This window comes from Sandaracinaceae bacterium (genome assembly GCA_020633055.1).
In the GTDB taxonomy this organism is placed as follows: domain Bacteria; phylum Myxococcota_A; class Polyangia; order Polyangiales; family Houyiibacteriaceae; genus JADJJE01.
On sequence record JACKEJ010000016.1, the window covers coordinates 79,704 to 102,088 of the forward strand.

The 22,385-nt window shown below is 70.5% G+C and carries 21 protein-coding genes; 7 read left to right on the forward strand and 14 right to left on the reverse strand.

Annotated elements, in window-relative coordinates; all coding sequences use genetic code 11:
* Window positions 1–20 precede the first annotated feature (20 nt).
* From H6726_31105 to H6726_31125, 5 genes are all read left to right on the forward strand, one after another.
* Entirely contained in the window at window positions 21–2,141 is a 2,121-nt protein-coding gene (locus H6726_31105) for a PepSY domain-containing protein (protein ID MCB9662131.1), read from the forward strand.
* Window positions 2,142–2,198: 57 nt separating this feature from the next.
* Entirely contained in the window at window positions 2,199–2,774 is a 576-nt protein-coding gene (locus H6726_31110) for a thioredoxin family protein (GenBank protein ID MCB9662132.1), read from the forward strand.
* Window positions 2,775–2,832: 58 nt separating this feature from the next.
* Window positions 2,833–4,878: a molecular chaperone HtpG gene (htpG, locus tag H6726_31115; protein MCB9662133.1), complete on the forward strand. Its 2,046-nt coding sequence runs from the start codon at window positions 2,833–2,835 to the stop codon at window positions 4,876–4,878.
* A gap of 61 nt (window positions 4,879–4,939) precedes the next feature.
* Entirely contained in the window at window positions 4,940–5,665 is a 726-nt protein-coding gene (locus H6726_31120) for a hypothetical protein (protein ID MCB9662134.1), read from the forward strand.
* An 89-nt stretch (window positions 5,666–5,754) separates the two neighbouring features.
* Window positions 5,755–7,221, forward strand: coding sequence for a protein kinase (locus tag H6726_31125; protein ID MCB9662135.1), 1,467 nt, complete (start codon window positions 5,755–5,757; stop codon window positions 7,219–7,221).
* 84 nt (window positions 7,222–7,305) lie between these two features.
* On the opposite strand, the gene H6726_31130 is transcribed toward H6726_31125, so the two are convergent.
* From H6726_31130 to rplU, 12 genes are all read right to left on the reverse strand, one after another.
* On the reverse strand, window positions 7,306–7,971 hold the full coding sequence (locus tag H6726_31130) for a hypothetical protein (protein MCB9662136.1): 666 nt from the start codon (window positions 7,969–7,971) through the stop codon (window positions 7,306–7,308).
* A complete protein-coding gene (locus H6726_31135) occupies window positions 7,968–8,888 on the reverse strand; it encodes a hypothetical protein (protein MCB9662137.1) in 921 nt (306 codons plus the stop codon). The genes H6726_31130 and H6726_31135 overlap by 4 nt, the downstream gene beginning before the upstream one ends.
* 108 nt (window positions 8,889–8,996) lie before the next feature.
* Window positions 8,997–10,406, reverse strand: coding sequence for a pyruvate kinase (pyk, locus tag H6726_31140; GenBank protein ID MCB9662138.1), 1,410 nt, complete (start codon window positions 10,404–10,406; stop codon window positions 8,997–8,999).
* A 50-nt stretch (window positions 10,407–10,456) separates the two neighbouring features.
* Complete coding sequence (locus H6726_31145; GenBank protein ID MCB9662139.1) at window positions 10,457–11,374, reverse strand: hypothetical protein; 918 nt, start codon at window positions 11,372–11,374, stop codon at window positions 10,457–10,459.
* A gap of 329 nt (window positions 11,375–11,703) precedes the next feature.
* Window positions 11,704–12,210 carry a hypothetical protein gene (locus H6726_31150; GenBank protein ID MCB9662140.1) on the reverse strand — a complete coding sequence of 169 codons (507 nt, stop codon included), beginning with the start codon at window positions 12,208–12,210 and terminating at the stop codon, window positions 11,704–11,706.
* Window positions 12,207–12,452, reverse strand: a complete 246-nt coding sequence (locus H6726_31155) for a hypothetical protein (GenBank protein ID MCB9662141.1) — start codon at window positions 12,450–12,452, stop codon at window positions 12,207–12,209. Before H6726_31155 ends, H6726_31150 begins: the two co-directional genes overlap by 4 nt.
* A gap of 137 nt (window positions 12,453–12,589) precedes the next feature.
* Window positions 12,590–12,937 (reverse strand): ribosome assembly RNA-binding protein YhbY, encoded by a 348-nt coding sequence (gene yhbY, locus H6726_31160; GenBank protein MCB9662142.1) that lies wholly within the window; start codon window positions 12,935–12,937, stop codon window positions 12,590–12,592.
* 115 nt (window positions 12,938–13,052) lie between these two features.
* Window positions 13,053–13,946, reverse strand: a complete 894-nt coding sequence (locus H6726_31165) for a hypothetical protein (protein ID MCB9662143.1) — start codon at window positions 13,944–13,946, stop codon at window positions 13,053–13,055.
* 55 nt (window positions 13,947–14,001) lie between these two features.
* Window positions 14,002–14,829 (reverse strand): NRDE family protein, encoded by an 828-nt coding sequence (locus tag H6726_31170; protein MCB9662144.1) that lies wholly within the window; start codon window positions 14,827–14,829, stop codon window positions 14,002–14,004.
* A complete protein-coding gene (locus H6726_31175; GenBank protein MCB9662145.1) occupies window positions 14,829–15,590 on the reverse strand; it encodes an SAM-dependent methyltransferase in 762 nt (253 codons plus the stop codon). Before H6726_31175 ends, H6726_31170 begins: the two co-directional genes overlap by 1 nt.
* A gap of 132 nt (window positions 15,591–15,722) precedes the next feature.
* A complete protein-coding gene (rpmA, locus tag H6726_31180) occupies window positions 15,723–16,001 on the reverse strand; it encodes a 50S ribosomal protein L27 (protein ID MCB9662146.1) in 279 nt (92 codons plus the stop codon).
* A gap of 18 nt (window positions 16,002–16,019) precedes the next feature.
* Complete coding sequence (gene rplU / locus H6726_31185) at window positions 16,020–16,328, reverse strand: 50S ribosomal protein L21 (protein MCB9662147.1); 309 nt, start codon at window positions 16,326–16,328, stop codon at window positions 16,020–16,022.
* 124 nt (window positions 16,329–16,452) lie between these two features.
* Here rplU and H6726_31190 point away from each other — a divergent pair, with 124 nt between their 5' ends.
* Together H6726_31190 and H6726_31195 are read left to right on the forward strand one after the other, a co-directional pair.
* Window positions 16,453–16,917: a cyclic nucleotide-binding domain-containing protein gene (locus H6726_31190; protein MCB9662148.1), complete on the forward strand. Its 465-nt coding sequence runs from the start codon at window positions 16,453–16,455 to the stop codon at window positions 16,915–16,917.
* Between the two features lie 273 nt (window positions 16,918–17,190).
* Window positions 17,191–19,698 carry a hypothetical protein gene (locus tag H6726_31195; protein MCB9662149.1) on the forward strand — a complete coding sequence of 836 codons (2,508 nt, stop codon included), beginning with the start codon at window positions 17,191–17,193 and terminating at the stop codon, window positions 19,696–19,698.
* A 176-nt stretch (window positions 19,699–19,874) separates the two neighbouring features.
* On the opposite strand, the gene H6726_31200 is transcribed toward H6726_31195, so the two are convergent.
* Complete coding sequence (locus H6726_31200; protein MCB9662150.1) at window positions 19,875–21,275, reverse strand: MBOAT family protein; 1,401 nt, start codon at window positions 21,273–21,275, stop codon at window positions 19,875–19,877.
* Window positions 21,265–22,341 carry a hypothetical protein gene (locus H6726_31205; GenBank protein ID MCB9662151.1) on the reverse strand — a complete coding sequence of 359 codons (1,077 nt, stop codon included), beginning with the start codon at window positions 22,339–22,341 and terminating at the stop codon, window positions 21,265–21,267. Before H6726_31205 ends, H6726_31200 begins: the two co-directional genes overlap by 11 nt.
* Between the last annotated feature and the right edge of the window lie 44 nt (window positions 22,342–22,385).

A 22,385-nucleotide genomic window follows, 5' to 3' on the forward strand; every position in this document is an offset into this window, starting at 1 on the left:
CCGTTCTTCGAGGACCACGCATGAGCGTCCGCAGCGTCATCTTCTGGATCCACCTCGTGGCGGGGGTGCTGGTCGCCGTCCCCGTGGTGATCATGTCCGCCACCGGCGTCGCCATCGCGTTCGAGGAGGAGATCCTGAATGCGTTCGACCGCGAGCAGCGCGTGGTCTCTCGCACGTCAGGCGCAGCGCGACGCAGCATCGCCGTCTTGCGCGCGGACGTGGCCCGTCAGCAGCCGGACTTCGCCGCCTCGAGGGTGGTGGTGCCGCGCGCCGCGGACGCCGCGTTCGTGTTCTTCGCTGGCCGCGAGGGGATGCTGTACGTGAACCCGTACACGGGCTCAGCAACGGTGCCAGCGTCGACGGGCGCGCACGCCGTGCTGCACGAGGTCGAAGCGTGGCACAGGTTCCTCGGGCGCGAGGGGGACACGCTGATCGTGGGCAAGGTCATCAACGGCGTCGCGAACGCCGTGCTCTTGTTGTTGTGCGTGACGGGGCTTTACCTGTGGGTTCCGCGCCGCTGGAACCGCGCCGCGCTGCGACGCAGTCTGCTGTTCGTGCGCACTAGGGGCAGCAAGGCGCGCGACTTCAACTGGCACCACGTGGTCGGCTTCTGGGGGTTGCCCGTGCTGAGCGTGCTGGTCGCGAGCGCCGTCGTCATCTCGTTTCCGTTCGCGCATGCCCTGGTGTTCACGCTGGCGGGCGAGGATGTCCCTCCAGGACGTGGCCCCGCCATCCTCGCGGTGCCCGAGGCGCGCGTCCCGACACCGGCGGCGGGTAGCGCCCCGCTCGACCTCGACACCCTGGTGGCGCGCGTGGCCGCGCGCTTCCCTGAGCGCGACGCCATCGTCGTCGACCTGAGCGCCGCAGAACCCGAGAGCCCCGGCGAGCATGCACCGCCGACGAGCGTCGACGAGCGGGCCGCGATCCAGCCACGCGTCGAGCTGGCCGTGATGCTGCCCGCGCTGTTCTCGACGCACGGGCGTGTGCCGGTGCAGATGGACCCCTACACGGGCGACATCCTGTCGGAGACCCACTTCCGCGACTACAGCCCAGGCGTGCGGGCGCGCGTCTGGTTGCGCTTCCTGCACACCGGCGCGGCGTTCGGCCTGTTCGGCAAGATCCTGGCCGCGCTGGCGACCTTGGGGTCGCTGCTGCTGGTCTACACGGGCCTCGCGCTGAGCTATCGCCGGTTCTTCGGTGGGCGCTCGAGGAAGCGTGGGGCGAGCTCGGTCGCGCTCACACTGCTGACGCTGCTGCTGCTGTCGTCGTGCGACACCAGCGCGATCGGGACTGCAGTCGCGCACGAGGAGCAGACCGAACTTCTGGCGCACGAGGAGGCGCGCCCCGAATCGGCGCTACGCGAAGCTCACATGGATCTGGTCGCACCCGACACGGGACATGTTCACAGCATCGATCTGTTCTGGCCCTCGGGCGCCGCCCCAGAACGCGGCTTCCCCGTGGTGGTCCTGCTGGACGGCCACCGCGTGAGTCCCATCATCCGCGAGGCCCTCGAGGCCGGCGTGAGGCTCGAGGCCGCGTACCTGTGCCTTGGGTACCAGGGGTTGCCCAGCGACGCGCAACGCTTTCGGGCCCGCGACTACACGCCCGCCGTGACGCCTGGCGAGCCCGAGGCAGACCCGCTCGACGCGAGCCGTCAGAACGGCGGCGCGCTCGGCTTTCGCCATTTCCTCGCCAGCGTGGTGCGCGAGCAAGCGTCTCGCCGCGCGTCGCTCGCGTGGGACGAAGCGACGTTGGTCGGCCACTCGTACGGTGGCCTCTTCGTGCTCAGCACCCTGCTCGACGCCCCTGACAGCTACGCGCGCTACGTGGCGGTGGACCCCTCGCTGTGGTGGCGGTCGGCGCACATGTTCGAGCGTATCATGCGCGCGCAGCCGGTCGCTCCCGGCGTGCTGACGCTGCTCGAGGCCAACCACGCGCTCGAGCCCGAGGCCCCGCGGGGCGCCCCGACGAGGGACCCCGCGCGCCTCGCCCTCCGGCAGCGGCTCCAGGCCGTGCTCCCTGCCGACGCCTTCACCCGTGTCGCGACGCACCTGGGCGCCACGCACCGATACTACCCCGCGCACCACCACGGCAGCCTGCTGGAGCACAGCGTGCGCGAGCTGCTCGGGGTCGCGCGCTGAGCGGCTCCCACCCTCGCGGGTTTACGCAGACGCCCCGACCGCGTAGCTTCCCCCGCGATGTCGCGCCCTGCCGTCCTCGCCCTCGCCACTTGTGTCGCCCTGCTCGGCGCGGCCTGCGCCACCCGGCGCGCGGACCTGGACCCTGCCGCGGCCCAAGACCCTGCTGGGGGGGGTCGCGGGGGTGCTGGACCGCAAGCCCCCGAGGGACTCCCGAGCGGCCCGTTCGCGCCCTTCGACTTCGGCAGCGCCACCCCGGACTGGAACCGCGCTGCCATCACGTGGCGCTCCACCGAAGAGGGCCTGGCCGAGGCGCGCACCTCGGACAAGCCGGTCATGATGGTCATCCACGCCGAGTGGTGCGGGCCCTGCCACGAGTACGCCCGGGTGTTCCACGACGCCGAGGTCGCGGCCCTCGCCCAGCACTTCGTGATGATCCTGGTGGACGCCGACCGTGAAGCCGCCGTGAACCAGCGCTACGCCACGGACGGCACCTACCTGCCCCGCACGTACTTCCTGAGCCCCACTGGGCAGCACCAGACCGAGAACGTCAGCAACCACCCGCGCTTCCGGTACTTCTTCCCGCAGCGGGACCCACGCGCCATCGCCGCAGCCATGCGCCTCGCCCTGCGCTGAAGCTGAGCAGTTCCGCAGGCTTGACACCAGAACGAGCGTGGCCATGGTGCGGCCCACCATGACGGAACAGAAGCAGACTCATGCCTTCCAAGCCGAGGTCACCCGCGTCCTCGGCCTGGTGATCAACTCCCTGTACTCCAACAAGGAGGTCTTCCTGCGCGAGCTGGTGTCCAACGCCTCGGACGCCATCGACAAGCGCCGCTTCTTGGCCATCTCGGAGCCCGCCCTCCTGGGCGAGAGCCCGCTCGCCATCCGCCTCACGCCCGACCGCGAGAAGAAGACCCTGACCTTCTCGGACGACGGCATCGGCATGAGCAGCGAGGAGCTGGTGCAGAACCTGGGCACCGTGGCCCACTCGGGCAGCACCGACTTCATGGACAAGCTGAAGGCCGCGCTGGACCAGAAGTCCGAAGGCAAGGACGGTGATGACGTGTCGCTCATCGGCCAGTTCGGCGTGGGCTTCTACAGCGCCTACCTGGTGGCGGATCGCGTGGACGTGCTCACCCGCCGGGCGGGCAGCGAGCAGGCCCACCTGTGGAGCTCGGACGCGGGCGAGACCTACAGCATCGAGCCGGCCGAGCGCGAGGCGCCGGGCACCGACGTGGTGCTGCACCTCAAGGAGGACCAGCTGAGCCTGCTGGACAGCTACGAGCTCACGCGCCTGGTCAAGAAGTACAGCGACTTCGTGGCGCACCCCATCCTGGTGGCGCAGCCCAAGGACGAGGACGAAGAGGGCGAGGACGAGGAGGGCGCCGACAAGAGCGAGACGGACGCAGACGCCACGGCCAAGGGCGACGACGAGCCCTCGTACGAGCAGGCCAACTCCAGCAACGCCCTGTGGCGCCGCCGGCCGAGCGAGATCACGGACGAGCAGTACGGCGAGTTCTACCGCCACCTGACCCACGACTGGGAGGCACCGCTCGCGCGCAAGCACTTCCACGTGGAGGGCACGCAGATGTTCTCGGGGCTGCTGTTCATCCCCAAGCGCCCGCCCTTCGACCTGTTCTCGCCAGACCAGCAGCACGGCGTGCGCCTGCACGTGAAGCGCGTCTTCATCATGGACGACTGCGAGGAGCTGCTGCCCAAGTGGCTGCGCTTCGTCCGCGGTGTGGTGGACTCCGAGGATCTTCCGCTGAACGTGTCGCGTGAGCTGCTGCAGGACTCGCGCGTGGTGCGCACCATCCGCAAGCAGGTGGTGCGCCGCTGCCTCGACATGATCGAGGAGCTGGCCAGGCCCGCTGAGACCTCCGCGGACGACGCAGCGGGCGAGGGCGAGGACAAGGGCGACGCCAGCGCCAAGCCCGCCGCGAACGAGGCCTACAACACCTTCTGGGCGGCCTACGGGGCCGTGCTCAAGGAGGGCCTGCACTTCGAGCCCGAGTACGCCGACCGCCTGGCCAAGCTGGTGCGCTACGAGACCACGGCGCAGCCCGGGCTGACCTCCCTCGCGGACTACGTCAGCCGCATGAAGGAAGGCCAGGACGCCATCTACTACGTGGTCGGCGCGTCGCGCGCGACGGTGGAGAACGCCCCACACCTCGAGGCGCTGAAGTCGCGTGGCTACGAGGTCCTGCTGATGGTCGACGGCGTGGACCAGTGGGCGCTCGACGGCCTGCGCGAGTTCGACGGCAAGAAGCTGCTGTCGGCTACGGACGCGGCGCTCGACCTGGGCGAGACGAAGCCCACCGAGGCCGAGAAGGAGGAGCTGGACGCCCTGGTCACGCGCTTCCGCGACACGTTGAAGGAGCACGTCTCCGAGGTGCGGCTGACCAGCCGCCTGACCGACTCCGCCGCGTGCCTGGTGTCCCCTGCGGGGGGGCTGCCTCCGTACATGGAGCGGCTGCTGCGCCTGCAGAACCCGGACATGCCCGTGCAGAAGCGCGTGCTGGAGCTGAACCCCACGCACCCCATCGTCACTGGCCTGCGTGACCTGCTGCGCGGTGAGGCCGACGAGGCGCGCGACGCGCAGGTGCGCGAGTGGGTGGAGCTGGTGCACGACCAAGCGCTCCTGGCAGAGGGCAGCCCCGTGCACGACCCCGCCAAGCTGGTGCAGCGCATGAGCGCGCTCTTGAGCGACGCGGTGCGACGGGCGGCCACGGCCTGAGAGCGTCCCCAGCGGCCCGGCCCATGCGCCGAGCCGCCAGGTACGGTAGGCTCCCGGCTCCGTGCGACCCTCCCCCTCACCGCGCTCGAGCGCCCTCCCCCGCTGCGTGGCGTCGGCGCGCAGCCGGGCGGTCGTCCGGGCGTGTGCGGTGGCGCTGCTGCTGGGGCTCGGCCCCCTCGGGGTCAGCTCCGCGCGGGCCGACAACGGCGTGGGCGACGGGCTCTACGGCCGACTCCGCCACGACTTCTTCCTCCAGCTGGGCGTGGGTGCTGGCGCCCAGCTCTTCCCCGAGGCCCAGCCCGGCTTCGCGGACGAGCCCAGCTGGGCCTTCATGGTGGACGTCCGGGCGCGCATGACCGGCGTCGCGGGCATCATCCTCGCGACCAGCACGAGCCGCACGCACACCACGCTGTTCCTCGGCGCCGAGGTACGCCCGCTGTACCCGGCGCTGGTGCTCAAGGGCATCATCACCGGGCGGGCACGCGCCGACCTCACCATCCAGTCGCTCTACATCGAGCTGGGGAGCGCGCTGCGCTTTCAGGGCACCCTGCGCACCAGCCTCGGCTGGGGCCTGGGCTTCGAGGTGCCGTTGGTGCTCCCGCGTCAGTTCTCCCAGGGCGTCTGGCTGCGCTTTGGGGTGCGCCACTTCCGGGAAGCGCGCCAGATGCGCGACCTGGGTGTCCCCGCGGCACCCGCCGAGTGGCTGCCGCACGTGTCGCTGGCCATGACGCTGGGGGTGTCCGAGGGGCGCTTCGCCGGCTGGGAGCCGCCGCGCACGCGCCCGTGAGGGGACGCGGGCGCCATGTGGCGGGGGCTCGGGGGCGTCCCGTGATCGTAGCCATTCGCGCCAGAATGAAGTAGACCGCCGTGGTCAGCATGGACTCCTCCATCCCGAAGCAGATCGGGCGGTACAGCGTCGACCGACTGCTCGGCTCGGGCGCCATGGGCTACGTGTTCCTCGGTCGCGACCCCGAGCTGGACCGGCCCGTGGCCATCAAGACCGTGCGCGACCTGGGCATGAGCCCGGACGCGCTGGCCACGTTCCTCGAGCGCTTCCGCAACGAGGCGCGAGCCGCGGCCCGGCTGCACCACCCTCACATCGTGCAGGTCTACGACGTGGGTGAGGACCCCACCTCGGGGCCGTTCCTGGTGTTCGAGTACGTCGCGGGCGCCACGCTGAAGCAGACTCTGCGCGCCCACGGCCCGCTCGAGCCCGAGGTGGTCTGCCGCATCTCCGACGAGCTGGGCTCCGCCATCGCGATGGCGCACCAGAACGGCATCATCCACCGCGACATCAAGCCCGACAACGTGCTGCTGACCCCCGACGGGGGCGCCAAGCTGGCGGACTTCGGCATCGCCCGCATCCCGAACGCCACGCTGACGCGCGAGGGGCAGTTCCTGGGCACGCCGTGCTACGCCGCGCCCGAGACCCTCGACCGCGGGAACTACGGCGCGCACAGCGACCTCTTCTCGTTCGCAGCCATGTTGTACGAGCTGATCTCGGGCGAGCGCGCGTTCCCGGGGACCGACGCGGTCGCCGTGGCGCACAAGGTGCTGCACGACAAGCCCCTGCCGCTGCGCCAAGCCGGGCGCAACGTGAACATTCCAGCCGGGGTCGAGGCGGTCATCATGCGCGCGCTGGAGAAGGACCCCAAGGCGCGCTTCCCGCACGTGCCCGCCTTCGCGGACGCGCTGCGCGACGCCTATTGCGCCGCGAACCTGGTACGCGAGCCCTCACGCAGCTTCATCCCCGGCGCGACGCCTGGTGGGGCGGGGTTCGACCCTGGCGCTGGCGAACCTTCGGGGGGAGGGACCTGGGCGTTCGTGGCGGTCCTGGTGGGCACACTGGTCGTGGGCCTCTCACTGGTGTTCGCCTTCACGCGGAGCACGGACGTGGCAGCGCCCCCCGACGCGGGCCCCGTCGATGCGGGGCTCCCGCTGGACGCGGGCGCGCCCCCCGCGTTGGTCGTGACGCCGCCGGACCTGGGCCCCGGAACGCACGCCGAAAGCGGCGGCGCGACCACCAGCGACAGCGGCCCTACGACGCTGACGGTGCCGGATGCCGGCGTGCCCCCTGTGGGGCCCGAGGCCGCAGACGCCGGGTCTCCCGCGCCAGCGCCGGGGAGCGACATGACGCCGCACGAGCGCGAGGAGGCGGCCAAGGACGCCATCGACGACGCGCGCGATGCGCTCGAAGCGGGCGATGTGGCGGCCGCGCGCGCGGCGTTGGGGCTCGCGCAACAGCTCGACCCGGGCAACTCGGACATCGCCCGGTTGCGGGCGCAGCTCGCCCGACTGTCCGCGCAGGCGGGGACGACCGCGACACCGCCACCCCCCCCGTGACCGCGTGACGCGTCTGACGCCCTCTTCGCCCGTGACATGGGGCCGCTGCTGCGCGCCTCCGACTCAGCCACGCGTGGCGACGCGTCAGCGCGAGAACATGCCCCAGATGGCCCGACGGTGAACGTCACGCATGAGCTTCGCGAGCCCCTCGTGGGTGATGCCCGCGTAGTCGTCGACCAGAGAGAACTCCCCCCCAGCGCGCATCTGCAGCACGATGGCGCGTCGCTCCGGGGCGTAGCAGACCTGCTCCACATCGTCCCAGGGCACGAGCGTGAAGTGGGTGTCGACCTGACGCACGAGGCCATCGGCGCGTAGCAGAATGAAGCGCTCGATGGCGAGATTGCGACGCAAAGCGCGCACCAGGACCAGGTTGCTGAGCACCACGAGCAGCACGCCGCCGACCATGAGCGCCTGCTCCCACGGCAGCACGTGACCGCTCGCGCCCTCCGCCAGCTGGAAGGTCGCGCGACCGGCGAACTGGCGCGCAGGCTCGCGGAGCTGCAGATGACGCAGGCCGACACCCAGAAGCGCCACGCCCACGCTCATGAGCGGCAGCGAGAGCGCCACGGAGCGCAGCAGCGCACGCCGCGTGTCGAAGCGGAAGGCCGCGAGGGCCCTACCAGCCAAGGGGTCGAGCGCTGCGGCGACGCCCGGCGGGCTCAGGTGCGCGTCACACACCTCGTCGGTCGCTTGTGCGGGATCACGCGGCGGCTCGTCGGCTGGCTGCTCGGGGTCGCGAGGCGCGCTCATGGGATCACGTCCGGCTCGATCGGGGCTGCGGGGGGCTCGGGAGGTCGCGGGCGAGGCACCCGCTCACGCCGGCGTGCGGCGTCCGCCATGTCCGAGTAGAGCGAGGTGGCCTCGCGCACCGCGTCCTCGCGTCGCACGCCATAGCGCTCCACGACGTGCTCGAACATGCTCCCCGCAGCGAGCGCATCAGCCGCCGCAGCGGCGGCCGCGTCCGCATGGAGGTCGCTCACGCCATGGCGTGCTGCGTAGGCTTCGGCGTACTCGGCCAACGCCTCCGCGTACTCGGCTTCGGCAGCGGGGTCCACCACATCGGCCGCGGCGTAGTCGAACGCGTCGGGCACCTCACCGGCAGCGACCTGGGGGGCGGTCTCGCGGGCGGCTGGAGGCTCTTCGGTGGGCAGCCCGCGCAGCGGGACACGCTCGGCCGCGAGCCCGGCCTCCACCCTGCGGAGAGCGCGCATGGCCTCGCGCACGATCGGGAGCACGGCCAGGTCGACGTCGCGGTTCAGGATGGGGGGCAACGCGCGCAAGCGACGAGCGTGCTCGTCGAGGACCACGTCGTGCTGCGCCTCGAGCGCCAGGGGCAGCAGCACGCGCACGACGCGATCGGCGGCCATGTAGCGAAGGCGCTCGGCATCCCCGTGCTGAGTGTCACGTAGCGAGACGTTGTCGAGCTCGGGCAACGCCCCCTCACCCAAGAACCTGGTCAGGCCCGCGCGGTACGCGGCCATCACGGGGTGCGGCTCAGCCCCCGCGTCGGCACGCGCGTCGGTGGGATGGGCGACGCGGGGGCGCGACGCGGCGTGCTGCGGCGCCCCCACGCGCCCACCCCGGCCGTGCAGCGTCGCTGGCGAGTCGCAAGCGCTCGACGCCCACAGCGGACCGACCAACAGGAGCACGAACCACGACTCACGCACCGGATCAGACTATCCGCGGTCCGGCGCAGCGTCGATACCCCCCCCGTGGGTCTGGTCATCTCGCTCCGGAGCGTGGTGTGGCGCGCCACTCCCAGCGCCGCGCCACGCTCAGAGGGTGTGCAGCTTCAGGGTGTTGGTGTTGCCGGACAGCGGCCAGCCGGTGAGCATGAGGAACGCCTCGCCTCGTGCACAGAGCTTCTCTCGCACCAGCAGGGACGTGGCGATGCGCAGTGTCTCGTCCAGCGACTCCGGTCGTACCTCCAGGCGCGGGATGACGCCCCACTCGAGCGCAAGGCGCTGCGCCACCTGCTCCTTGTGCGTCACTGCGACGATGGGGGCACGCGGCCTGTGCTCCGAGAGGAGGCTCGCGGAGAGTCCGTTCTGGGTGAATGTGACGATGGCCCGCAGCGCGAGGTGTGTGCTCATCACCGCCGCCGCGCGCGCCGCCGCCGTGGGGAAGTTCCAGTCCTCGTGAGGCACCACCTTCAGCTCGCGATAGGCGCGCGACAGATCCTCCACCACGTCGCGCTCCACCTCGCGCGCGATGGCGTCCATCATGCGAACGGCCTCCACGGGGTACTTCCCCGCGGCCGTCTCGCCGCTCAGCATGACCGCGTCCGTTCCGTCCATGACCGCGTTGGCCACGTCCGCCGCCTCGGCGCGGGTTGGCCGCGGGTTGCGGATCATCGAGTCCAGCATCTGGGTGGCGGTGATGACGATCTTCCCGCGCCGGTTGGTCTCTCGGATGATGCGCTTCTGCAGCAGCGGCACCTTCTCGGCGCCCATCTCCACGCCCAGGTCTCCGCGCGCGACCATCACCCCGTCCGCCGCGTCCAGCACCGCGTCGAGGTTCTCGATGGCCTCGGGCTTCTCGATCTTCGCGATGACGGGCGTGCCGTTCGCCAGCGCCTGCGCCTGACGCAGGTCGGCTGCGGTCCGCACGAAGGACAGGGCCAGGTAGTCCACGTGCAGCGTGTCCACCGCGAAGCGCAGGTCTGCCTCGTCTTTCGCGGTGAGCGCGGGCGTGCTCAACGCCACGCCCGGTAGATTGACGCCCTTGCGGTCGCTGAGCTCGCCCCCGACCTCGACGACCGTCTCGACGCTGTCGTCGGTCAGCGCTGTCACGCGCAGCCGGAACAGGCCGTCGTCGAGCAGGATGGCGTCACCCACCTTGGCGTCGCGCGGGAGGGGCTCGTAGCTGATGGACACCTCGCGCTCGGTCCCGATCACGTCGCGCGTGGTCAGCGTGAACGGCGCGCCCTCCACCAGCTCGACCTTGCCGTGCTCGAAGCGCCCGAGGCGCATCTTGGGGCCACACAGGTCGGCGAGGATCGCAAGGGGACGGCGGGCCCGCGAGGAGGCGGCCCTCACCTTCTGCACCATCGCGGCGTGGCTCTCGTGATCCCCGTGCGAGAAGTTCAGCCGCGCGCAGTCCATGCCGGCAGCGACCAGGGCGTCAAGGACCTCCGGGGAGCTGCTCGCCGGTCCCAGCGTGCAAACGATCTTGGTGCGTCTCACGCCGATGTTGTACCGCGCACGCGGCTGGCTCGGGGGACTTTCGCTGCGCGTCAGTCGGCGTCGCTCGCGGCGTCGTCCGCGTACCCTTCGTCTTCCTCGTCTTCTTCGAGCTCGTCGGGGTCGCCGCCGCGCACCTTCATGCGGATCATCAGGGCGGGCACAACCACAGCCTGCGCCAAGTCGACCTCGACGCCCATCATGAACGCGATGTTGCGGGGCTCGGTGATGTCCATACGCACCTGCGCGTACAGCTGCAGGCTGGTCTGCCACCAGTGGTGGAAGTTGAAGCTGCGGTAGCCCCCGGCGATGGTCCCCACGAAGATGGGCGCGCTGCCGCCGAAGCGCTGCCCACGACGCACCGCGTACCCCACCTGAGCGGAGACGTCGATGGGGTAGCCACGCGCGACGGGGAGCAGCACCGACAGACCTGCGGCGACCTCGAACGTGTCGAAGTCGGCGCCACGCAGCTCGAGCGAGGGGCCGATGGAGAAGTGCTCGTCGCCACGGTGGGTGAACATGAGCTCCGCCCGCAGGTGGCTGTCCCACACGAACTCGCGCGGCAGATCGCCCAGCGTGGTCCCGAAGCCGAGGCCGGTGCGGGCCGCCGCCTGCATGACCCACGGGTCGTCCACCTCGGGCAGCGTGTCGAAGTCCTCGTCCTCTTCCGTGTACACGCGCTCAGGGCGGGGGCGCGGCGCCTCGTCGGGGTCGTCCCAGCCCTCGTCCTCGCTCTCGTCTGCCGCTGAAGCAGAAGGCGCAGGCTCTCGGCTCGCGTCGGTGGTCTCCTCGTCGGTCGGCTCGGCGTCGTTCGCGGGAGCCTGAGCGTGCGCGTCGGCGCCCGTCATGGCGATGGCGATGGCGACCCAGACCGTGACCGAGAGCAGTGCCCACGAACGCCGGGGACGAGCGGGGTCACGCTCACCGGAGAGGGCGCAGCGCGATGGGGAGCGCGGAGAGGGAGATGCCACGAGGGTCGTGTCCAAGAGCGAAGAGGGGCCCCTCGGGGCCCGCGAGCGAGCGCGAGGGTACCCGTTCCCCGCGCATGTTGCAGGAGAAAATGGGCCGCGCGCAGGGTCCGTCCGTTCCGCGCGCGTCCCGACTCGTCGCCTCGCCCCGTCGCTCCGCGTTCACGGGGCCCCGATTCCGGTCCTGGCGCGTCAGACCGCGACCGCCGTACGAGACGCGGAGGGGGCGCGCCCACAGCCCGTCCGCGTAGCGTGTGTTCGTGTCGGGATGGCGCGCAGCGTGTCTCGCGCTCGCCGCATCGTCGTGGTTCCGGGGACGACCGACCGCGGTGTCAGCGCGAACCGTCCGCCACCGTGTGCACCCAGATGCACGCCCGGGTGAGCGTCGCGCCGCATGACGGGCACGGGAGAGAGGGCTCGCGCATGGCCGCCTGCACGCGGTCGAGCGGGTCGGGGCAGCCCTCGTAGAGCGCCAAGTCCCGCGCGTTTCCGGTCATCCCTCGCCACCCACACGCGAAGCAGGTCTGGCCTTCGAGGACCACCCGTCGGGGTGCGCCTTGCACCGTCACGACATGGCTGAGGATGAACGGCTTGCCGGGCTCGCCTGCGTCGCCGAAGGCCACACGAACGCCTGGCGTCTGACGCGCTACGGCGACGAACTGCGAAAACAAGCGGCCCACACCGAGAGGCCGCCCCGCCAGGACGGGCTCGTCCAAGAGTGCGTCGACCAGCAGATCGCTGGGCAGATACAGCCGCTGACCGTCGAGGTGCAGCGTGCTGAGCTCGGGGTGTGCAGGCGCCTCGTCACGCGCCCCTCGTTCGGACCCACGCGCGCTCACGCGGCGGGCGCCGACAGCTGGACCTCGACCACGCGATGCGGGTCCTTGCGGTCGCTGCGGACCGTCAGGGACGCTTCCCCATCGCTGTGACGGAACGTCACGTCGAGCTGCTGCGAGCCCTCGGGCCAGTGAACCAAGCACAGACCGCTCGCCGTGCGCTTGCGGCTCCTGAGGCGCGCACGCCGATCGAACACGCCTTCGACCTCCACCTCGTCCACGAGCTTGCCCTTTGGGTTACGCACCCGAAACATGACGGGGGTGAGTGCGTCTCGTTGGCGGCGTAACCACGACCACATGAACGGGATTATGTCACACGCGCGACATAAAATTCAACCGGTCGGCGCATGGCCGTATCGGTCAGTCAGGCGCTCGTGGGGCCTCACTTCGCGGCAGCGCGTCGCGGCAGACGGATGACGGGATCGGTGTCGTGGGCGCGGTAGAGAATGACCACCCGGCCGAGCTGACCCACCTCGTGAGCACCGCACAGCTGGGAGAGCTTCGGCGTGGCTTCTCGGCGCTCGTCGGGTGAGGACTCGAGCACGCGCACTTTGATCAGCTCGTGATCGCGCAATGCACGCGTGACGGCGTCCACCACCCCGTCGGTGATCCCTTCCCGTCCGACCTGGACCACCGGCTGAATGTGGTGCGCGAGCCCTCGGAGGTAGCTTCGCTGTTTGCCCGTGAGGTCGTCCTTGGGACGACGGGGCGGCGCCTTGGGCTCGCTCATGCCCCTTCATACCACGTGGCCTACCCACGCGCTCAACGCGCCCTGCGAGTTGCTCGGCGTCATGCCACCGTCGACGGGCGGGAGGTGACTCGGGAGCTGCGCGACGGAGCGGTGATCAGCGCAAGATGAAGGCGGGCACCACGTCGATGTCGATGCCCACGGAGATGCGGTCGCAGCCGCCGATGTCATTCGGCGCGAGGTCACCGAGACCGCGCAGGAGGATCTCGACCGCGCCCAGGGTGGGCATCAACACCTCGTCGTTGGCCACGATGTCGCGCACCATGAAGCGGTCGACCGCGGCCCCGAGCACACCCGACCCGGACTCGTCCTCGTGGAGGTCGAGCACGATTCGGGCGTCCAGCAGCGTCAGCTGGAACATGGCCTGGAGGATGTCGACGTTGACGTTGATGTCGAACGGGCGGATGTCGATGCGTCCATCGACGATCTGCACGTTGCGAACCTCGATGTCCTGGCTCATCGCCGAGATGTCGAAGCTCTGTCCGGGCTCGGGGCGTCCGTCCGTCCCGACATCGACCGGACCACTGCCAATGTGGATGCGCACCGTCACGTCGTCGTCATTCTCGAGGTCGTCGACGTTCGTGAGCTCCAGCAGCACCAGCAGGCGACCATCGTTGATGGAGGTCTGGATCAGCGCGTCCGCATTGCCCCCGAGCTGAGAAACCACTGCGGCGCCCAGGATGCTGAACTGATTGTCGACCCCCGGCGTCCCGTCGGGAGCGGTTCCGTCGACCTTCCCACACGTCTCGGGCGAGGGCGTGTCGTCCACGCGATCGTCCAGGTCGATGCCCCGCAGTGAGCCGTCGGGCTCCGGGCCGAGGACCATGCGCATCTCCGAGATCAGCAGGACGTGCGTCTGTCCTGGAGCGGGGTCCGAACAGGACACGAGCCCCGCCAGACACAGGGCCAAGAGCAGACTCGAGCCAAGCGTACGGGTGGCGCGAGAAGAGCGGGGGAAGCGTAGGTCATGCATGGGGAGCCTCGAAGACACGTCGCGAATATAACACGACCAACTGGTCATGCATTGAAAGCGCGGGGATCGCGTATCAGCGTATCAGAAGGTCCGCCACGGGGACGGCCCGAAAGTGGGTTCGGCAGGGTGGTCCGTCCGCGAACCAGTAGCGGGGGAGAGCTCCAGGGACCAACTCGAGCAGCGCAGACGACACCGTTCCGTATTGGGAGGTGTGGATGCACGTGGCCTCTAGCGCCCGCAGCAGCTCGGGCGGGAACGGGCTGTCCACGGAGACGCGCACCTCGGAGAGCGGCGGCTGCGTGTGGTCCGCCAGCAGCGTGCGCAGCGGATCCAGCTGTTCGTCCAGCGGGGCGTGCGGGTAGCGTGCGGAGTGCTGCGCAGCGGCGCGGGCGATTCGCTCCGCTTTGGGGAAGGTCGGGGACTCGAGGCGATCATTGCCGAGCACGTGGATGCCGGGGGGGAGCGCCTCCACCTCGAGCGCCGCCCGGTCGGGTCGGGCGTAGGCAACGAACAGCTCTCGTCCGTCACCCACCAGGAGGTTGAAGCCGTTGTACTCGCGTCCGTCGAGGGACCGGAGGTGGGTGAGGGCGCCGCCGAGCGTGCCGTCTGCGAGGGCGCCCGTCACGACCTCGCCGCGCGTCCGCTTGCTGGGGTCGCGCGGACCGAAGCTGCGTTGGTTGGTCAGCCCCGCGAAGAGACCGGCCGCGTGCATGCCCAGCCAGGTTCCTCCTTGCGACACGTCGACGCCGGCCACGACGGAGGGGGCGATCCGCTCGGGAGGGCGTGAGGGTCGTGCATAGAGTTCGTCACGGTTGGCCGCGACCCAGGTTCCGTGCCGCGAGGTCGCCTCCGCGTGAGTGGCTGAGCCGGCGCCATGGTGGAACGCGATCAGCGTGCACATCAGGGGCGACGCCGCGCGACGACCAGACGCTCGCCGCGCATGACGACCGTCTGCCAAGCACTCACGTCGGCCGCGGCAGCCCAGTCGGTGCTGTTGCTGTCGGTCAGCACCGTGAACCCGTGCTGGTCGAGCAGCTGCTTCATGTCAGCCCGCTCGTAGCTCGCGCGGAGCCCCTCGCCGATGGCATCGAACGTCCGACGAACCACGTGGGCACCCACCACGCCGAACGGCACCGCATCGGGCACCATATACGTCGCGATGAGTCGGCTTCCGGGCGCAGACAACTGCTCGAGCCGGGCCAGCGGGGCGAGGTACATGGTGACCCCTTCCCACACCCACGTCGTCACGCGGCCGACGTCGAACCCCGCCGACGCGAGCCGCTCGCCGAGGTCGTCGCGCTCGAAGTCCACCGCCACGTAGGAGAGGCCCTCGTGCTCGCCCATCTTCTTGCGCTTGTAGCGCTGGGTGGCCGGATGATCGACCTCGAACACCGGGCGCCCGGTGAGTGCCGGGAGTCGCCGCGCGCGAGCGTCCAGCCCAGCACCCAGCAGCACCACCTGCTCGGCCCCGTCCGCCAACGCCCCCCCGACCGCGCGATCGATGGCCGAGGTCCGCAAGGAGACGTGATCCACCATCCCGAGCGACACGACACGGTAGGCCGAGCGCACGGGTTCACGCAGCACGTCGCTCGCCTGGTAGACCTTCAGCAACGGACGGAACGGAAACGGGCAGAGCTCGACCGCGAAGGGGTCGGTGCTCATGCCCGGTCTGCTGACCCCCCGTCCGAAGCTGACGAGGGCTGCCGTGAGGCTGGGTCGGTGATCGCGCATCGGCGGACTATGCCACCTTTGGGGGCACCGGGCGACCGAGGACGGCCGACCAGCGCCGCCGGATCACTCCGCGGCGGCCTGCTCGGTCAGCGGGTAGACGCTGACCTTCTTGCCGGCCGTGCGACCGCGACGCTCGAACTTCACCACGCCGTCGATGCGCGCCCACAGCGTGTAGTCCTTGCCCACGCCGACGTTGTTGCCCGCGTGCACGGTGCTGCCGACCTGGCGCACCAGGATGGAGCCCGCGTTGACGGTCTCGCCACCGAAGACCTTGACCCCGCGGTACTGCGCCTTGGAGTCACGACCGTTGCGAGAAGAACCCTGTCCCTTTTTATGAGCCATTTCTCAGTTCCTCCTGCTTCAGCCTTGGACGCTCTGGATGCGCAGCTCGGTGAAGGGCTGGCGGTGACCGTACTTGCGGCGGTAGTTCTTGCGGCGGCGCATCTTGAAGACGATGACCTTCTTGGCGCGGTCCTGGCCGATGATCTTGGCGACGACCTTGGCGCCACCGACCGTCGGCGTGCCGACGCGCGGGGACTCGCCACCCAGCATCAGGACCTCGCCGAATTCGACCTGGCCACCGATCTCACCGTCGAGCTTCTCGACGCGGACCGTGTCGCCTTCTTGGACGCGGTACTGTTTTCCGCCCGTTTTGATGACTGCGTACATCTTTAAAATCCGTTCTGGGCCGCCGCGTCCTAGACGGGCAGGGCGGGGATTATGAGGGTGTCGCGTACGTCTGCAAGCGAAAAGAGGAGAAATCTGGCCAGCACGGTATGCTGACGCAACCGCCATGTCCGCCGACATCCTCAATACCATCGACCTCTTCGCCGGTCTCGGCCCCCTCCACCTGGCCCACCTGCGCTCGATCGCCCAAGAGCGGCACCTCAAGCACGGGGAGGTCCTGTTCGAGGAGGGGGACGACGGCAGCGAGATCTTCGTGGTGGCCGAAGGCTCCGTGCGGATCTCCAAGATGGTCCCGGGCATCGGGGAAGAGGCGCTCGCCATCCTGCGGCCCGGAGCCTACTTCGGGGAGATGGAGTTCATCGACCGGGAGCTGAACCGCGCCGCCCGGGCCATGGCCCACGAGGCGTCCGTGCTGTACGCCATCTCGTACGCGGACCTCGACATGCTGCTGGGGACCGACCGGGACCTGGCGCTCGCGATCCAGGCCAACATGCTGCGCACCCTGGCGCGGCGCCTGCGGGCCACCAACGACAAGGTGACGGCCATGTTCGCGATGGCCCAGTTCGGCTGAGCCTCGGGGGCCCCTCAGGCTTCCGGGTCCTTCGAGCGCACGGCAGAGAGCCACAGGGCGGCCAGCGTGAGGAGATCGCGAGCACGGACACTTGCGGCGGGATCCATCCAGGTCTCCCGCGTGAGGGTGGCCCCCAACGCCAGCTGGCGGGCCTCGTCGAGCCCAGGGTGCGCAGATGGGCCAAGAATTCGTCGCGTTCCATCGGTGGCGATAGTCGCATCGGGGGGGGCGACACGGAGGGTTCGAGCGTGTAGTATTCGCGCAGGAGTACTCTTGATGCGTCCTACACTCACTTTCCTCGACCTCCATCGCCCCACGCTTCGCGGGGCCCTCTTCACCGTCTCGTTCGGCGCCTGCGTGTCAGCCTTTGGCTGCGGCGGCGGTGACAACACCGTGGAGGGAGATCCGCCGATCATCCCCAGCGTGACGGCGATCGCCCCCGGCGATCCCACCTGCCCCACCGGCGGTGTGCGGGTCTCCACTGGCGTCGATGACGACCGTGACGGAGTCTTGAGCGACTCCGAGATCGACCGGACCAGCTCCATCTGCAACGGCAACAACCTGGGTGTCGAGGACGACGTTCTCGTCCGCACCGTCAGCCTGGACCCCGGCGTCGAGTGCCCCGACGGCGGCCGGCGGCTGGACATCGGACTCGACAATGGCGACGGCTCGGGTACGGCGGGCAACGCCACGCTCGAGGACGGCGAGGTGGACACCAGCTTCCTCGACTGCAACGACGCCCCGATGGTGGTGGGCGTGCAGCCCCCGACAGGCCCCGCTGGCAGCTTCGTGCTGGACACGCACGGCGGCAGCGGCGGCACGGGCGGCGGCGGCGAAGGCGGCGGGGTGTCGGAGCGCAGCAGCAACGCGACGATCGACGCGTACCTCATGCTGTCGGCCACCGGCGCCGCAGATGCCTCGTGCTCGGCGCCGACGGTGACCACGGACCTGGGCTCGAACGGGCTCGAGGTGACGTCGGACCTCGTGGTCCCCGTGGTGGACACGGACGGCGAGTCCTCCCAGGCGGACGGCGCGGTCTACACGCGCCCCGGGTTCGATGGGCTGCTGCGCTGGGACGCGACCAACCTCGTTGGCGTCCGCATCACGGGCGTGCGCGTGGCCGTGGGCGCGACGCTGACGCTGACCGAGAACAGCGGAACGACGGCGCGGGTCGTCACCGACGCGGACTTCGAGGTGCTGGGGACGCTGACGACTGGCGTGGGTGGCTCCGGGCGCTCGGGGCTCTCCGTGTTGGCCGGGCGTCTCCTGCTGCAGAACGGGTCGGTCGTGGTCACGTCGGGCTCGGGCGCAGGCGCGGGTGGCGGGGACATCTACCTCGAAGGTAGCAACCTGCTGGTAGCCCTCGGCAGCATCGACTCGCGCGGGAGCGACGGCGCGACGGGCGGAGACGGTGGAGACGTGGTGCTCGTGTCCGGCACGCAGACGTTCACCGCGGGGACCATCCAGACGCAGGGCGGCACCGCGAGCGCGGGTGATGGCGGCGACGGCGGCGGCGTGTTCATGCGGGCCGACTCCCGGCTCGTCTGCAACGGCGCAGCCATCACGGCGGATGGCGGCAACGCCACGGCCATCGCGGGCGACGGCGGCGAGGTGCGCCTGGGCGCTGACTGTGTGTACGGCACGCCCCTCGAAGTGCGCAGCAGCGGCGCCGTCCGCACCCGCGGCGGCGTCCAGACGGGCACGTGCGACCCCATGTCGTGCCGCGGTGGTGACGGCGGTGACGTGTACCTCGTCGCTGGCTTCGGGGGCTCGATCGCGACGAGTGGTGGGATCGACACGCGTGGCGGCAACTCGGCGGGCGCTGGCGGCGGCACCGGCGGCGACGTGTACCTCGACGAGGGCTACGCGTTCGAGAGCCTCGCCGTCGTGCGCCACTACGACCTGTCGGGCAACATCACGACCTTCGGCGGCGACGGCGCGACGAGCGGCGGCAGCGGCGGCGACATCGAGACCTACAACCAGGGCACGCTGGGCTCGGCGAGCCGCTACCTCGGATACGCTTCGGCGTTGCTGAGCGGCGGCGCGGGTGGGGACGGCGGCGGTCACGCGGGTGACCTGCAGTCCGTCCCGGACGGCGGTACCACCAACGGCGGCCTCGGCCTCTACGTGTTCGACACGGACGTGACCGCGGTCGGCGGCAACGGCGGGACCGGGAGCGCAGGTGACGGTGGGGTGATCGTCTTCGCTCCTTCGCTGGGGCAGCCCATCCCGGGCGGATTCTCGGAGGGCCCCTTGGAGAACTTCGTGTTCCTCGCGGACGCGACCCTGCACGGCGGCGACGGCGCGATCGGCGGTGACGGTGGTGCCATCATCGCACCTTCGGGCTGCAGCCCCAGCCTGGTCACCACGGGCATCCGTGTGGATGGCGCGATCGACATCGACGGCGGCGACGGGACGACGGGGCACGGCGGCGACGCGGGCGAGTTCAACCTCGCCACGCTGCGCGGGGCGGCATCGCTCGCGGGGAGCGTCACGGCCAACGGCGGCGCGTCCACCTCGGGCACCGGTGGTGGCTTCTACGGCTCGGTCCTGATGGGCACGCCCGCGACCCTGAGCGCATCGGTCACCGCCAGCGGTGGGTCGAGCGGCGCGGACGGCGGCTCGGCCGACGACGTGGTGGTGACGTCGTTCGGCGGCAGCTCCACGGTGACCGGCACCGTGACCGTGACGGGCGGAGCGGGCGGGACCACCCCGCAGAACGGCTCCGCGGGCGCGCTGCGCGTCGACTTCGGGTCGACCTGCATCGGCTCGGACCGCTGAGCGCGGCGGCGCGCGTTGCGCGCGCCCGATGAACGACGCCACGGGCCTCCAGATTGGGGGCCCGTCGTCGTTCGAGCACGCCACGGGCCTCCGGACTGGGGGCCCGTCGTCGTTTGAGCACGCCACGAGCTGGGCACCAGCCCTGGAGACCCGCGACGCGGCCAGACTGCCATGCCTCAGAATTGGAAGTAGTAGAAGGGGGCGCCGGAGCCCGCCCCGAGCGACAGCGCAGACACCATGAACGAAACGAACGCGACGCGGGCGGGCCAACCGACGCGCGCGAGCGCGCCCTCCGTCTGGTACCGACGGTTGAGCCAATGAATGCCATAGAGGACCGCGAGGGCGGCGAGCCAGAGCGGGCTGATGCTGACGTCGCCGTCGGCCCAGGTCAGGATGCGCTGGTACATCGAGAACGCGCCGCGCACGTCCTGCGCCCGGAAGGCGATGGTGGAGAGGCTCAGGAACACGGGCATGGCGACCAACCCTGCGCCCGTGGCGAGGGGCCCCTTGGGCAGCAGCAGGCCCCGCATCTTGAGCAGGCGGTACGCGACCAGCAGCAGCCCGTTCAGCGCGCCCCAGAGCACGAAGGTCCAGCTGGCGCCGTGCCACAGGCCGAACGCCATCCACGTGATCATGGAATTGCGCGCCGTCTTCCACTCACCGCCGCGGTCGCCGCCGAGGGGCCGGTAGAGGTAGTCGCGGAACCAGTTGCCCATGGTCACGTGCCAGCCACGGCGATAGTCCAGCGGGTTGGTGGCCAGCAGGGGGAAGTCGAAGTTGCGTGGGATCTCGTAGCCGAGCAGCCGCGCGAGGCCGCGCGCCATGGTGGAGTAGCCCGAGAAGTCGCAGTAGATCTGGCAGTTGAAACAGAAGGAGCCCACGAGCAGTGACCAGCCCGAGAAGTGTTCCGGGTTCGCGAAGACCACGTCGACGACGTTCGCGAAGCTGTCGGCGATGACGGCCTTCTTGAACAGCCCCACGAGACACAGCTCGACGCCCTCGAGCACCGCCTTGCGGTCGGGCAGTCGCGCATCGTGGATCTGTGGCACGAACTCCTCGGAGCGCAGGATGGGGCCCGCCACGAGCTGCGGGAAGAAGCTCACGAAGAGCAGGAAGTCGCCCACGCTGCGCACGGGGCGCGCGCGCCCGCGGTACACGTCGATGCTGTAGCTGAGGGTCTGGAACGTGTAGAACGAGATGCCGAGGGGTAGCACCGCATGCACCCGCAGGGACGCCACCTGGGTCTCGGCCACGAGCCCGATGGCGACGAGGTTGTCGAGCGCGAAGTCGACGTACTTGAAGTAGGCGAGCACGCCCAGGTTCCCGAGGACGCTCAGGCCCAGCAGCGCGCGGCGCCGACGGTGTGTGCTGGGCTCGATCGGGAGCGCGCCGAGCGCGCGGCCGACCATGAAGTCGAGCGCGCTCGAGAACAAGAGCAACAACACGAACGGCGGGTTCCAAGACGCGTAGAACGCATAGCTCGCGAGCACGAGCAGCCATCGCCGCGGCGGGAGCAGGCGGTGCAGCACCAGCACCACCGCGAAGAACACCAGGAACTCGATCGAGTCAAAGCGCACGGCGCCACCTGTGGCCACGTCGCCGGCGATCGCCCGCGGCGTCTTCGTCGCGACCGTCGGCGTCACCAGACGTTGCCCCCGGCCGCTGCGCACCGCCGCCGACCGCCCATTCGGTGAAACGCTCGGCCGCGGCACGCCCCAGGTGGATCAGGTCACGGAAGTCACGGCGACCGAAGGGGGGGCGGTCCTGGGCGAGACGCAGCACGGCCCCCGACAAGGGGAGTGATTTCAGGCACGCGTCGAGGCGCTGCGCCAGCGCGGGGCTGCCTGCCACGCTGCGCTCCGCGATGGGCGCGCTGGCGAGGACGAGTTGGGCGCCTGCCGCGCGTACCTCCGCGGCGAACACCACCAGGGCGCGTGCGTGGACGGTGTCGCAGCGGAAGTCGGCGAGCGTGGCGCCCTCGAGGGTGTGGATCTGCTCACCGATGCGGGGACGTTCCACCACGGGAGGCATGGCCGTCACGTCGCGCAGTGAGCCGAGCAGCACACGCCGCAGCTCGGCTCGGCGTCGCACGACGACGTTGGCCGACGCGAAGGCGCGCGACGCATGCTCGGCGCGGTCCGCGAGCAGCTCCGCCGGCGAGAAGAGGCGGAGCGCGATGGACGGGTCGTAGGCTCGGGTGCGGTCCCAGCGTAGGCCATCGAGCATGACGAATGGCGTCACGGGCACGAACACGCGGGCCGGGCGCAGCGCCCGCACCTGCGGGGAGAGCATGGCGAGCTCCACGTCCGACATGGCGGGCATCCACAGCTTCGCCACGCGAGCGCGTGGCACGGACAGACGCTCGGCCAGCAGCGAATGCGAAAAATCGGCGTCGGCGACGCTGCTTCCCATCACCAGCGCCTCGAGGCGGGACTCCCGCGCGAGCGCGAAGGCGCGGGCCTCGAGCACCACCCCCGCGTCCTCGCTACCGCTCGCCCCCCGCTCCACCCACTGCCAGAACGTGTCCGAGCGGGACGCGACCACGTCGGTAGCGATGAACACGGCGAGGCCGATGGACACGCACACCAGCAAGGTCGTGTTCCCGCTGCGGGCCTGCGCGGCCGTGGGTGCTGCCGGATCCATGGCGCGTACTACCACAGGCCACCCAACGCGACGACAGCGCGCGC